The organism is Microbacterium meiriae, from assembly GCF_040685015.1.
In the GTDB taxonomy this organism is placed as follows: domain Bacteria; phylum Actinomycetota; class Actinomycetes; order Actinomycetales; family Microbacteriaceae; genus Microbacterium; species Microbacterium meiriae.
The window spans coordinates 952,276-965,772 of the sequence record NZ_JBFBHD010000001.1 but is presented as its reverse complement, the minus strand read 5'-3'; the positions used below and the strand labels follow the sequence as shown (position 1 = coordinate 965,772).

Annotated in this window: 10 protein-coding genes; 4 read left to right on the top strand and 6 right to left on the bottom strand. The window is 63.7% G+C overall.

Going from position 1 to position 13,497, the window contains the following annotated elements; all coding sequences use genetic code 11:
* Nucleotides 1–137: 137 nt before the first annotated feature.
* Nucleotides 138–3,896: a hypothetical protein gene (locus AB0N68_RS04800; protein ID WP_151460109.1), complete on the top strand. Its 3,759-nt coding sequence runs from the start codon at nucleotides 138–140 to the stop codon at nucleotides 3,894–3,896.
* A gap of 51 nt (nucleotides 3,897–3,947) precedes the next feature.
* Here the strand turns inward: AB0N68_RS04800 and AB0N68_RS04795 are convergent, their stop codons facing one another.
* On the bottom strand, nucleotides 3,948–4,598 hold the full coding sequence (locus AB0N68_RS04795; RefSeq protein ID WP_151460108.1) for a hypothetical protein: 651 nt from the start codon (nucleotides 4,596–4,598) through the stop codon (nucleotides 3,948–3,950).
* Nucleotides 4,599–4,902: 304 nt separating this feature from the next.
* Between AB0N68_RS04795 and AB0N68_RS04790 the strand changes: the two genes are divergently transcribed.
* The 3 genes from AB0N68_RS04790 to AB0N68_RS04780 all read left to right on the top strand — a co-directional run bounded on the left by AB0N68_RS04790 (nucleotide 4,903) and on the right by AB0N68_RS04780 (nucleotide 8,958).
* Entirely contained in the window at nucleotides 4,903–7,611 is a 2,709-nt protein-coding gene (locus AB0N68_RS04790; RefSeq protein ID WP_020372869.1) for an NACHT domain-containing protein, read from the top strand.
* 76 nt (nucleotides 7,612–7,687) lie between these two features.
* Nucleotides 7,688–8,005 carry an ArsR/SmtB family transcription factor gene (locus tag AB0N68_RS04785; protein WP_040568244.1) on the top strand — a complete coding sequence of 106 codons (318 nt, stop codon included), beginning with the start codon at nucleotides 7,688–7,690 and terminating at the stop codon, nucleotides 8,003–8,005.
* A complete protein-coding gene (locus AB0N68_RS04780; RefSeq protein ID WP_270366663.1) occupies nucleotides 8,002–8,958 on the top strand; it encodes an arsenate-mycothiol transferase ArsC in 957 nt (318 codons plus the stop codon). Before AB0N68_RS04785 ends, AB0N68_RS04780 begins: the two co-directional genes overlap by 4 nt.
* Here AB0N68_RS04780 and AB0N68_RS04775 read toward each other — a convergent pair.
* The 5 genes from AB0N68_RS04775 to AB0N68_RS04755 all read right to left on the bottom strand — a co-directional run bounded on the left by AB0N68_RS04775 (nucleotide 8,940) and on the right by AB0N68_RS04755 (nucleotide 13,339).
* On the bottom strand, nucleotides 8,940–9,518 hold the full coding sequence (locus tag AB0N68_RS04775; protein WP_017201971.1) for a winged helix-turn-helix domain-containing protein: 579 nt from the start codon (nucleotides 9,516–9,518) through the stop codon (nucleotides 8,940–8,942). The two genes, AB0N68_RS04780 and AB0N68_RS04775, sit on opposite strands and share 19 nt — an antisense overlap.
* 104 nt (nucleotides 9,519–9,622) lie before the next feature.
* A complete protein-coding gene (pstB, locus tag AB0N68_RS04770) occupies nucleotides 9,623–10,396 on the bottom strand; it encodes a phosphate ABC transporter ATP-binding protein PstB (protein WP_225855885.1) in 774 nt (257 codons plus the stop codon).
* 92 nt (nucleotides 10,397–10,488) lie between these two features.
* Complete coding sequence (gene pstA, locus AB0N68_RS04765; RefSeq protein WP_017201969.1) at nucleotides 10,489–11,403, bottom strand: phosphate ABC transporter permease PstA; 915 nt, start codon at nucleotides 11,401–11,403, stop codon at nucleotides 10,489–10,491.
* Nucleotides 11,403–12,359: a phosphate ABC transporter permease subunit PstC gene (pstC, locus tag AB0N68_RS04760; protein ID WP_017201968.1), complete on the bottom strand. Its 957-nt coding sequence runs from the start codon at nucleotides 12,357–12,359 to the stop codon at nucleotides 11,403–11,405. The genes pstA and pstC overlap by 1 nt, the downstream gene beginning before the upstream one ends.
* A 14-nt stretch (nucleotides 12,360–12,373) precedes the next feature.
* Nucleotides 12,374–13,339 carry a PstS family phosphate ABC transporter substrate-binding protein gene (locus AB0N68_RS04755; RefSeq protein ID WP_026049689.1) on the bottom strand — a complete coding sequence of 322 codons (966 nt, stop codon included), beginning with the start codon at nucleotides 13,337–13,339 and terminating at the stop codon, nucleotides 12,374–12,376.
* Nucleotides 13,340–13,497 lie beyond the last annotated feature (158 nt).

Sequence of the window (13,497 nt, the reverse complement as noted above, 5' to 3'; positions counted from 1 at the left end):
GCAGCGGCGTTGAAGGAGACCTGTCGTCCGCGCGTTCGAGGCGGCACCCCAACTCTTCGCCACCTTCCTCCCCGGCGCAACGCTTTCAACGCTCAGTAATCAGTGCGGATGTCGTTGGCTTACGCTTGAATGCTTGCGTGGGAAAGAGCAAGAAAACTCGGAGAAGCAAGCGGTCTCGATCTCAACCGCGGGCGGTGAGCGCCGCGCGACGGGAGCCCGACGCACTCGAACTGGCCTTTTCAGCGTACGATCCGGACGAGCTCTGGACGCTGATTTTCGCCGCCGCCACGTCCCCCGGCAACAGGCATCGGTCGGTGACATTGGGGAGCAGCTTCGCGGCTGCGCTACGAGCCTCCGCCGCTCCGGCGCCAGACGAATACCAGCCGCTGCCTTCGATCCAAGCACTGTCCGATCTAGCGGCTACCACCTATGGGATCGGCCCGGCGCGTGAAGATTTCATCCCCACCGACCCGACTCGAACTGTCTTCCTCGCGGTCGGCTCTGAGCCGCTGCGCGCGGTGCCTGGCCTCACCGAACGGCCGGTCGCCGACCTCACGCGTGCGCTCAGAATGGCGGAAGCGGTAGACGGTCGGCTTCACAGACGATTTCAATTCGGCATCGCAAACGTGGTGAACGTGGCGATGAAGTACGGCGACTTCTGCGCCCGCCACCTTGCAGACGCATGGGTACCAGCCCCGGACCTCGCGCTCAACGACGAGGTCTCCCTGCCGGACGCGGAGTACGAAGCGACGCGGGCCCTCCTCAACCTGAACCCGCTCGACCACATCGAACTCGGTGAAGCTGATGAAAGGGCGTTGGAATGGATGACGAACTCCGCAAGTCGGGCCACGTTCGACGCGGAGAGTCTCTCCAGCCCGTTCGGGAGGTACCTTCGCTTCGCTGACTCGGCGGGTGCACATCGATGGGTGCCGCCACTTTTCATCCCAGAGATCATGGCCCATGCCGTACGAGAACTGGTGTCTGCGCTCGACCGGGACGGGCAAGCACGACGAGCCCTCCGGAGTTCTTGCCTGAACCAGATTCGCCAGTCCCTATGGCGCTTTTCCAACAGCTTGATCGAAGCTCCTCCCAACAGCGAAGGCCTCGATTCCCCGCTTCGCGGGATTGACGTTCAGTGGTTGGTGCCGGTGAACCCGTCCACTTTCATCGCCGTCTCAGTCATCTACGTCCCCGACCTGGGGGCCGCGCCGGCGCCATACATCGGCTCAGTGGAGCTGGCGAAACAGGTGAGGTCGCAATCAGACCCTGTGCCGGTGCGGATGGCGGGCGGGCGACGAGGAACCGTCAGGCCGGGCGCGGAGGTCATCCCGTTGACGGTGTTCGCTGCGCCCGGTCACATCGCTGTGCCGCAGGCGGTCGGCGAAGCAAAACTCGCGCTCGAAGACCTGACCTGGATCGCGGAAACGGCTACGTCCGACGATGATCTCTACGCATTCACGCGGGACCTGAGCGCTCCCGATTTCCCTGAGAGTTTCGGATGGGAAGCGATCAACTACTGGGAGCCATGGAAAGCCAATGGCAAGTCTTTTTTCAAGGGTGGCGTGGTACCCAATGCCGTCTACTTTGAAGCGCACGCGGGCGAGGCCGAGTGGGATCGAGCGGTAGAGCTATCGGATCTCGAAGTGGCGCTCCTCAGGGTTGGGCTTCCCCCGATTCGAGACCTCCGAGCGGCAGAAGTCGCCCCGGGGCCCGTCGCAAACGTCGCGATGATCGCAGGTGACCCCATGTACGACGCCACCCGCGGTGTCAACATCGCGCCGAGTGTTGACGGGTGGTCTCTCGCTCTCACCGAACCTCCCGTTGCCGTGGCACGGGCGAGCCTGGAGGAAGCATCTGCCGACCACCGACGGTTCTTCTTCGACTTCTGCGGCGGGCTAATCTACGGCTTCGCTGCGCTTGGTGATCGATGGCGTTTCGCGCACCAGGAGATCGATGTGCCCGGATACGTCCTCTACCTCCACGCATCGGAAACGGTCTCGGGTGAACCGCCCGGTGTGGTCACGCCGTATCTCGACCCGCACGCGCGTGCCGTCGACGAACCAGTCAACTTCTTGTGGCGCATCGATGTCGAGGGATTCGCAGACTCGGCGAATGGAGATCCGCACGCGGCGAATCTCCTAACAGCGGATGCAGTGTTCGATCTGCTCCGCGCGGGCGGCATGGATATCGACACCGGAGCGGCGCTCCGCGACCAGTGGCGCACAGCGAGACCCTTTCTCATCTTGGAGATGAAGCAGGCCCGGACCACTCTCAATCACCTGCCTGATCCGTGGCGTCTACGACCCTCTGATGAGAGCCGCATGGTTGCGGCTTTGGGACGACGACTCCACGACGCCGGCGTTCAACCGGGAGAGTACCGAGCGGACGACGCGAATCGACTCATCCGCGAGCATCTTGCGCCCCTTGCTCTCGAGACCCTGACTGAAGGAATCAAGAGACACGACGTGAGCGAGGTGGTGCTCACGGGGATGGAGCAGCTGGCGAGGGTGATGGACAGTGCCATTCATCAGCAAGACGATCTATCCCGAGTCGCAGCGAATCTCGCGACCGAATGGGATCCGCTCACCCGCACGGCCGAGCTCTCGGCGGAGACACTTCAGCTTCGTCAGTGTAACGAGATCGTGGTGGAGGCTGCCTTGCGCATCCTGGGCAATCCGGCGGCGGTGAAGCCGATCACTCCTCAGGAGTGGAGCGGTCTTCTTGCCGCCGCAGATGCGTACCTCACCGCGACCACGCTGAGTGAGCGGATGTATCACCAAGTCGCGCCCGCAGTCATCAACCTCAGCCCGATGTACGAGCTGGCAGTTGACGACGATCCGCATCCCGACGCATCGGCGTGGGGCCTGCGAAACGACGAACTGACCCGTGCAGCTGCGAGCGTCCGATTGCACGGCACTCAAGACGACGACTCGCTGCAACAGGCGAACGAAGAAGACGACGTCGAAGATGCGTTCCAGCCGGCATGGGGAGCGACGTCGCAGGACATGCTCGCCGCACTCGCCACCCTCGCAAAGTGGGAAACGTTCGAGCCAAGCAGGACGACCGCGCACGTCACCGTGGCCGAGGCAACAGCATGGGTCTGTGACGCGCTGGGCCCGGACGCGGATGAGTCGCAGAGAACGCGTGTTGACGCCGCTATTCGGATGCTCACCAGCACGGCCGTCCAGATGCAAGCCGTGGAGTGGAAACCCTGGCAAACGCGCACACGGCGTCACCGGCTCCTCGTGCAACCGCTGGTGCAAGACTCGGACGGACGACTCATTATCAGCCCGCAGTACTTACTGACGTCCTTCCAGGTCTACTACCGCCACCTCCTCCAAGGAGTTCTTCCCTGGGCGGGAGACGTTCCCCAGCCTGTCAGCAACGCGCTTGCGGATCGCCGTGCGCGCCGCAATATTCGGTTCGAAAGATTCCTTCAAGACCGGCTAGAGGAACTCGGCTACACCACGGTCGCCCGCGTGAAACCCAACGACCACGCGCGACTCGGCGTGCCGATTCTCACGACCGAAGTTGACCTCGTGTGCGGACGCCCTGGCGATAGCACCATCTGGTTAATCGAGGCGAAGGATCCTGCGTCGGTGCACGGATTCGCTGAGACGGCACGCCAACTGCGCACCTTCTTCCGGGACCAGGTAGGAGACCGCGGGGCCAAGCCCTGCTACGCCACGCAGCTAGCCCGCAAGGAGAGCGAACTAGCGCCCCACGTCGCGAGCATTGCGACGCGCCTCGGACTCGGGGACCCGCCTGAAGGCGAGCAGTTTCGCCTGAGCACGCTCTTCGTAACCCGAAATCTCACTCCGGCAAACTACGTCGACGAGCGGTATCGGGTTGAGACGGCGACGGAGTTTCTCGCAGCTCGAGGCCAAACGCCGTAGGTGACATGCGAGAGCGGCGGCGCGCACGAATTCACGTCCCCAGCAGGAGCTCTATCGCCACTTCTGAGCCTCGATGATCCGAGCCAGGGTCTCCGCGTCGCCGCCGCGCCTGAACCATTCCACAGGGCTCTGGTGCCCGTCGGTGACCATGATCGACTGGGGCGTCGCCATGAGAGCCGATACCGACACCCATCCTTTGTCTTTCACAATGTCGATGATCTCGGTCAGGTGCGGCAGGATTTTTCCTGGCGACGAGAGACTGAACTGCCACGACGGAAACCGTCTGGAGTGGGCAACATCGACGGCGTACAACTCGCCACGATCGGCGGCGGCGAAGAGCGAGTCCTCGTCCATACTCAAGAAGGCAGCGGCTGCGGACGCGGACATGGTTTGAAGCACGCCCGTCAGAAGGGTGCTCGCTTCGCTCGCCAGAAGACCGCCGCGAGCAACCCGAGTCGATGTCTTCTCGAACGACTCGGGCGTGAAGGCCTTGGACCGGGTGAGATAGCTGATCTCCTGCGGCGTCAGCTCTTCCTGGTCCGCGATCGGTCGCTCTGCGAGCAGCTGGTCAGTCAGCGCTCGAACGATGAAGTCCCCGTCGGCGTTCAACCGAGCGACGGCGTCAGTGAACGCCGCGATCACATCGGTGGATGGCTGTGCTTGCCAAGGGCGGGGCCGTGGCTGGCCATCGGTTTCATCCATGTGCGACAGCGTAGATGAGCCTTCACCGGAAGGGGAGGGTTCCCTGGGCATTGACGTCGAGGATCCGATCGGTTCAATGGCAGGCGGGCGGAGCTCAGGCCTCGCCCTACTCGGCTCAAATGTGCGCGCTGGTGATCGGATTGGGATCGTTTCTCGTCGCCGGGAGAACCCCGTACGGTCGAACGCGTTCGCTCGCCGGTTCAGCCGGATAGGCAGCAGCACTGGTACAGAATGTCTCTAATGCGCCTCATAGGCGTCGACGTTGACCCGGAGGGACTCTGTGGGCCACTACAACCTCAACCGAATGGGCTGGCAGCAGTTCGAGCACATGCTCCAAGCGCTTGCAAAGGCTGAGCTGGGCAATGGTGTCCGGCCGTTTGGGTCAGGTCGCGACGCGCAGCGCGACGCCACGTTCGACGGCCGCGTCGACTTCCCGGTCGGGGCGGGCGCGAAGTGGGATGGCTACGGCGTCATTCAAATGAAGTACAACGAGAAGCCTGTATCGACGACGGCTGACTGGCGTTGGTTCCTTGACGAGGTCCGCTCCGAGCTGCGTGGTTGGCTCGTAAAGAGGAGGGTCGGCGAGAAGACGCCGGAGTACCTGCTGTTCTCCACCAACGTTGTGCTGACGGGGACCAAAGACACGGGCGGCCGCGACCAGTTCGACCAGCTTCTTGCAGCCAACGCGGAAGATTTGGGGCTGCGTGGGTGGTACGTGTGGGACTACGACGAGATTCGCGTCATGCTCGACACCCACACGTCCATTCGACAGCGATACCTGGAGCAGATCGTCACCGGCGACTTTCTTGCGCAAGTCGCCGAACTGCTCCCGGAAAAGACAGCTCTCGAGGTGGACCGGCTTGCTGGGCATGCAGTCGCCGAGCTCATCAACAGGCAATGGGTTCGAACGGGCGACGCGGGGTACAACGACGCGTCGAAGGTGAGGCTCGCGGACATCGCTATCGATTTGCCGTTCACTGCGGAGGCGCGCGCGGGCGAGGAGGGCCACCTGCGGTTGATGACCGCGGCCGAGACGGTGCAAATCGGAGACCTCCACTTGTCGACCGTCTCAGGGCGGGGGCCTCGCGGGGTGGTCATCGTTGGAGGCCCAGGTCAGGGCAAGAGCACGATCGCCCAAGTGATCGCCCACACGTATCGTGTCGCCTTCCTCGCTGACACAAACGTCGCGGAGTACGGCGAGAGGGCGCAGCTCGCCTTCGATGGCCTCGACGCACGGCTCAGAAAGGCGGGAATCCCGAACCCGCAGAAACGTCGGTGGCCGTTCGTGATCGAGCTGGCAAAGGCGGGGGCCGCAATCGCATCCTCCCCGTCGACGTTTTCATTGCTCACCTACATTGCAGATTCCATCCTGATTCGGGGGAAGAAGTCAGACCCAGGGGCGTTGCTGGACTGGTTGCGCACCTGGCCGTCATGCCTCGTGCTCGACGGCCTTGACGAGGTGCCTGACGCGAAGATCCGCAGCCGGCTCATCGAGGCCGTCACAGCGCTAGTGAGCGAGCTCAGCTCTGAGAAGGCGGACGTGCTCTTCGTCGCCACAACACGCCCACAGGGATACCGGCGGGAGTTCGACGATGCGTTTCCCTGCACGCAGATCATCCTGTCTGAACTCACCGAGACAGAAGCGATTAGCTACTCGGAAGCACTCACCGCGTTGCGGGCGGTCGACGATCCGGACCTCGCCGAGCAGGTTGCACAAAGGCTCATCACGGCCGTCCATGAACGAGTGACGCAACGACTGATGACCACACCGTTGCAGGTGACGATCATGACTGCTCTCGCTGAAGAAGCAGTCGACCTTCCGACGGATCGATTCGAGCTGTTCGACCGGTACTATCGCGTCGTCTACGACCGTGAACTGGCGAAAAGTGAAGCCTTCACGGAACTGAAGTCGCTGCGCCCACACATCGACCATCTTCACGAACAGGCCGGGCTCAAGCTGCAAGCAAGAACTGAGCGACCAGGTAACTCGGACGCTATCCTCACGAAAGCCGAGATCTCCCGTATCCTATGCCGCCGGCTGAGCGCGGCTGGGTTCGAAGAGAGTGAATCGGAGTCGATCGCGACGACTCTCCTCAAACTGTCGACGGAGCGACTGGTCATGCTCGTCTCCCCGAAGACATCGAAGTATGAGTTCGAGGTGCGATCGCTGCAGGAATACATGGCGGCTCGCGCGATCACCGATGGTGACGAACAGGTCGTCTTGCAGAACCTGCGCGAACTCGTTCCATCAAGTCACTGGCGCAACACGTGGCTGCTCGCGGCGGGCCGCCTGCTGAAGCGTCGAGAGCACCTCATCGATGACCTCATCAACATCGTCGTTCAATACGACACTCAAGCCGCCGAGTCGCCGATCACAGCCCTCGGCGCGAGCCTCGCCGGCGACCTCTACCTCGACAACTTCGGGATCGAGTTCCCGGCGACACGACGCAAACTCCTCAGCGCCGCTGTGAACCAATTCGCAGATCTCGCTGATGGCATGCCGGCCGGCGTTGCGAACCTTCTGGCGACTGCGTTGGAGCAAGGCGAGCGAGAGCAGGCCATCGTGCTTGAAGCCCTGCACGAGCTCAGCCGCGAGAACCCTGCAAACCTCGCCACCCGCGCATTGAGCGACAATAGTGCCGGTATGTCAGATCTCGCCAAGCAGGCACGAACGACCTTGACCGAGGGGCGGAAATACATCAGACCCGAACCCGGACCGATCCACGCTGATGCGGCGATCCTCGCACGCGCTCTCGCCCGGGCATCCAACCCGACGGCGGAGGTCCTCCTCCTTGTCGAGCAACTGCAGACGCCTGGTGCTGTCTGGCGGGGACGTTCGCTCGGAGTCTCGGTCGACATGCTGATTGCTCTTGAGCGGGATGCCGCTCGTCCCGCCCTTGCAGCTGCTGCGAAGAGCTTGTCGCAGAGCAGTCCGGCAAGCGCAGCCCTCAGTATCGAGCTACTTCGGTTGCACGCCGCGTCGAAGCTTCGCGGCGACATGTTCGCGAAGTAGTCGCGTCTCAGTCCCGCACGTTTCGAGCACCGGCACGTCTGAGGGGGTCGCAAGGTTCGGCAACTAGAATCCTGGCATGACCGCTCAGCCTGCACCGAAGCCTCGGGTCGGAGCTGCGCTCAATCGTGGTGCGGCCGAAGAGCTGGCGCGGACGCTGAGGGCGGTCGCTGATCCGACTCGTCTCCAGATTTTGAGTATCGTGCTGGGCTCGGCTGATGAACGGGCGACCGTAGGTCAACTGACGGAGGCGCTGGGGCTGCGGCAGCCGACAGTGACCCATCACGTCCGCATTCTCTTGGACGACGGGTTCCTGGCACGTGAGCAGGACGGCAAGCTCGGCTGGCTCTCCGTGCACCCGACGCGCCGCAGCGCCGTTGAGGATTTTCTGCGGTGAGCGAGGAGTCGCAGCACCGAGTGGGAAGCCCTCTCGGCGAGCGTGCTGCCCGGGAGCGCGCAGGTCAAGTGTCGGTTCTCGGTAACCCCGACACGCTCCGTGTTCTCAGCGCGCTTGCTTCCGGTATCAAAGCGCCGGACATAGCGGTTGTGCTGAATGCCGATCTCTCGGTCGTCGAGCAAGCAATCCACTCGCTGGAGCTCGTCGATCTCATCCGCAGCGATGACGATGTCTGGGTGCCGACCGTCGATGCCTGGGTCCGTTTCGGGAGACTGCTGTTGAGTGAGTCGATTGAGCCGACAACCCCCGAGGCTCCCGTCACGGCTCTCCCACGCGCTGTGGCCACCGTCGTTGACGACCTCTCTTACAGATTCAGTTCAACCTTCAGCCGCGAGACAGTGGCCGGTTATGTCGCCCAAAGCTACCTGTTGCTGAGCCAGCGAACGCGAGTGCGTGAGCACCTGTTGACGATGACCGCTCGGTACGCGGCCGACCGCTTGGACGCACTGGCGACTAGTCAGGGCCTGGTTCTCCGTGACACTCCTGAGGTCCTGTTTGTGTGCGTTCAGAACGCGGGGCGGTCGCAGATGGCTGGAGCCCTGCTACGTCATCTTTCGGGCGGCCGGGTGCACGTGCGTACCGCAGGTTCCTCACCGGCGGAGGGTGCACACCCTCGTGTTGCCGCTGCGCTCGAGGAAGTGGGCGTGGAGCTGTGGGGAGAGTTCCCGAAACCGCTGACCGATGAAGTGGTGCGTGCCGCCGACTACGTCATCACGATGGGGTGTGGGGATGCGTGCCCCGTCTTCCCTGGGCGCCGCTACATGGAGTGGGATCTACCGGATCCGTTGGAGCTCGACCAAGACGGTCTTCGTGGCGTTCGAGACGACATTCGCGCCCGGGTGCTACAACTCCTGGTCGAGCTCAAAGTGGAGCCTCAGGACGCGAGCCGGTAGCCGGCGACTCGCACCGTCTCGATGAGGGCTTGTGCGGGGGCGAAAGTCGCCAGCCGTGCGCGCAGCTTCGTCATGGCGACGCGAACAGAGGCGTGCGGATCCTCAAGGTCGGAGCCGAAGGCGAGGGCGAGTGTGTCAATGCTCACGCTCTCCGGGTACGCGCGCATGATCTGATGCAGGAGTTCGAATTCGCGCGGAGGAAGCAACAGCGCATGCTTCTGCCAACGGAGGCTGCGGTGCGTGATGTCGAGGGTCAGTTCCCCGAATCGGAGGGTGCGGTCCAGCGGCCCTGTCCGTGGGTGCAAGCGGGCCAATTCACGCAATCGGTCGGGGGTGATGGGGAGGCGGATGGTGCCACGCATTCCTGCCCGCATCGCGGCTTCAATCATCGACGTCTCCGTGTCTTCGCTCACCCCGAAGAAGATCGGTCCTCCGCACACCGGCTCGGCGATCTGCACGATGGCCGCCAGCCGGTCAACTGACTCCCCGCCGGCGAGGACGAGCGACGCCTCGTAGTCGTGGGCCAAGTCTGCCAGCGCATCGACGATCTCAGCGTGCACCGCTATCGGGACGCCTGCATGCCTGAACTCAGCGAAGCTTCCACGAAGGATCTCCGAACTGCGTCCGTGCAGAACGAACCGCGGGTCACCACCAGACGGGGAGGTCATCCGAATCGTCCGCTGATGTAGTCCTCCGTGCGCTGGTCTTGCGGCTGCTCGAAGATGTTGCGGGTGAGGTCGTACTCGACGAGCACGCCGGTGCGGTCACCGGTGCTTTCGTCGGCGAGGGCGGTGAAGAATGCGGTGCGATCGGCCACGCGTGCTGCCTGCTGCATGTTGTGGGTGACGATGATGATCGTGTAGTCCTTGCGGAGCTCGTGCATGAGGTCTTCGATCCGAGACGTGGCGATCGGGTCAAGGGCGGAGCAGGGCTCGTCCATCAGGATCACGTCGGGTTGCACGGCGATCGTCCGCGCGATGCACAGGCGCTGCTGTTGACCACCGGAGAGACCGAACGCGGATTGTTTGAGCTTGTCCCTCACCTCGCCCCAGAGCGCGGAGCGGGTCAGTGCCTCTTCGACGAGGTCGTCCATGTTGTCGACTTTCATCCCGGTGACCCGGGGGCCGTAGGCGATGTTGTCGTAGATCGATTTCGGGAACGGGTTGGGCTTTTGGAACACCATGCCGATCCGCCGACGAACCTCGATCGGATCCACGGCCTTGGCATAGATGTCCTCGTCTTGGAAGAGGACGGTGCCCTCCACGCGGGCACCATCGACGAGGTCGTTCATACGGTTCAGGGAGCGCAACAGCGTTGATTTTCCGCAGCCGGAGGGTCCGATTAGCGCGGTGATCTCGTTACGCCCGAACTCGAGGTTGACGCCGGTCACGGCCCGGAAGTCGCCGTAGTACACATTGACGTCTTCGCAGCGGATCAGGCCACTGGGGGTGGCGGCGAGCCGTCGTGTTTCTGCGGCATGGAAGTTCGTGTGCGTCGCTGTCGCGGCGCTGCCTGTGGGAGTGCTCATGGTTACCACCGTTTCTGGAACTTGTTGCGGATGAAGATCGCGAGAGCGTTCATCAGGATGAGGACGGCGAGCAGCAGGATGCTGGTGGCGCCGGCGAGTTCGTGGAACCCTTCTTGCGGGCGGCCGGTCCAGTTGAAGATCTGGATCGGCAGCGTGGTGTAGCCACTGAGGAGCCCGTTCGGGTCGAAGGTGATGTACACCAGCGCGCCGAGCACGAGCAGCGGGGCGGCCTCCCCGAGTGCGCGGGAGAGCGCGAGGATGGAGCCGGTCGCGATCCCGGGAACGGATGCGGGGAGCACCTGTCTCCACGTCGTCTGCCATTGGGTGGCGCCGAGTGCGAGGGATCCGTCGCGAATCTCTCGCGGGACCGCGCGCAGTGCTTCTCTGGTCGCGATGATGATCACCGGCAGGATGAGCAGCGTCAGGGCGAACGCCCCGCCGATGACGATGTTTTTGTTGGTGACGCCGAGCATCGAGAGGAAGGCGAGCGCGAGCAGCCCGTACACGATCGAGGGCACTGCGGCGAGGTTCTGCACGTTGAGTTCGATGAACCGGTTGAACCACCGCTTCCGGTCGGCGAACTCTTCCAGGTGCACGGCGGCGGCGATCCCGAGCGGGAGTGTCATCACGGCGGTCGCACCGATGGCCCACACGGATCCGAGGATGGCGGGCCGGGCTCCGGCCTCGTCAGGGTCGGCGGAGGGGAAGTTGAACAGCAGCGCCGTGGAGAGCTTGTTCTGCCCGGTGAGGAAGATCGTGATCAGCAGTGTGATGAGCACCGCGAATGCGACGAACAGGGAGAGCCACAGCAGCACAAGGAACGCGAGTGCGCTCGGTCGCATCTCACCGTTGCGGCCGGTCGCGATGGGGGCCGAGGCGCGCAACGGTTGCGTCGCGGTCGTCGAGGTGGGGGACATCAGTAGGCCTCCCGGAAGCGGCGGACGAATCGGATGCTGATGAAGTTGATCAGCAGGGTGATGAGGAACAGCAGCAGCCCGACCGCGAACAACGTGTTGTATTCGAGGCTCCCGACACGGGAGTCGCCGAGGGCGGCGTTGGCGATGAATCCCGTCATCGTCTGCCCCTGATCGAGCGGGTTGGTGACGAGCTGTGCTTGGTTGCCGGCGGCGATGGCGACGATCATGGTTTCGCCGACCGCTCGGGAGATGCCCAGCACGACGGCCGCGACGATCCCGGACAGGGCGGCGGGGAACACGACACGGAGGGTGGTCTGCATCCGGTTCGCTCCGAGCGCGGCGCTGCCCTGGCGGAGCGCCTGCGGGACAGCGGACATGGCGTCTTCTGCGATCGACGCGATCGTCGGGATGATCATCACACCCATAACGAGGCCCGCCGCGAGGACACTGAACGCCCCGGTCGGAAGGTGGAGCCAGTCCCGCAGGACGGTGCCTTGCACGAACTGCAGGGCGAAGAATCCGTAGACGACCGTGGGGATGCCAGCGAGGATCTCGAGCAAGGGCTTGAGGACCTTGCGGACGCGGGGGCGGGCGTACTCGGCGAGCAGCGTTGCAGCCCCGAGCCCGAACGGCACCGCCACGAGCAGCGCGATGAGCGTGGTCCACAACGTCGCGGTGACCAGGGGCAGCACGCCGAACGATGCGTCGGCGAAGCGCGGCGCCCACCGGGTGCCGAACAGGAACTCCAGGACCGGGACCTCGGCGAAGAAGCTCAGCGACGGGATAAGCAGCGCGATGAGGATCCCTACCGTCGTCACGACGGTGACGGCTGCAGCCAGGCGCAGGGCGAGCTTGATGAGGAACTCGCCGGGGCGGCGGCGGCCGGCGAAGCTGCTGGCGGGGGCAGGGGCCCGGCCGGAAGCCGGACCCCCACGCCGTTCAATGATGGCGGTCATGGAGAGTGCGGTGCTCAGCCGAGCGAGGCGAGCTCGTCGGTGGCGATGGTGACCTGCTCCTCGGTCAGCGGCACGAACAGTGCACGCTCAGCGATCTCCGCGGAGTTGGCGACGTAGAAGTCGATGAACGACTTCACCTGCTCCTTGTCGACGTACGAAGCGTTGTTGACGTAGATGAACAGGGGGCGACCCAGCGGCGTGTAGGTGCCGTCCTGCACGGTCTCGGTGCTCGGCAGGACGCCGTCGACGGCGACTGCCTTGATGACGCCTTCGTTCTCCTCAACGTAGCTGAGACCGAGGAACCCGATTGCGCCGACGTCTCCGGCGACACCCTGGATGGTGATGTTGTCATCTTCGGAGGGGCTGTAGTCGGTGCGGATCGCACCGTCCTCGCCGTTGATCGCCTCGGTGAAATAGTCGAACGTTCCTGAGTCGGTGCCGGCGCCGAAGAGCGTGATGGCCTGGTCGGGGAAACTGGAATCGACCTGATTCCAGTTCGTGATCTCGCCTTCCGCTTCGGGACCCCAGATCAGGTTGAGCTGCTCGACGGTCAAGTCCTCCGCCCAGTCATTCTCCGGGTTCACGATGACCGACAGGCCATCGTTGGCGGCGATGATCTCGGTGTACTCGATGCCAGCGGCCTCGCACTCGGCGGCCTCCTCGTCCTTGATCGGACGTGACGCGTTGGACACATCCGTTTCACCGGCGCAGAACGTCTTGAAGCCACCACCGGTTCCCGACGTCGCGACCGAGACGTTCACGCCGCTCTCCTCGTCGCGGAACAGATCGGCGGCGGCCTCAGTCAGCGGGGCGACGGTCGATGAACCGTCGGTGTTCACCGAACCGGTCAGTCCGCCTCCGCTCGCGCCGGATCCAGAGGTGTCGCCACCAGAGGACTGCCCGCCGCACCCGCTCAGGGCTAGTGCCCCGATCACGACCAATGCGGTGGACGCGAAGATCTTTGCTGTGGACTTTCGCACGTGTGCTTCCTTCATCTCAGGTATTCGAGGGATGAAGCAGTCAAATCGCCGCTTCACATAGATGCTTGTCTATCCGACGTAGTTATAGAAGGCTATCTATATGAACGCGGGGTGAACGGGGGCGAAAGGGTTCGTTGATCTTCCCGCCCGGGTGTCGG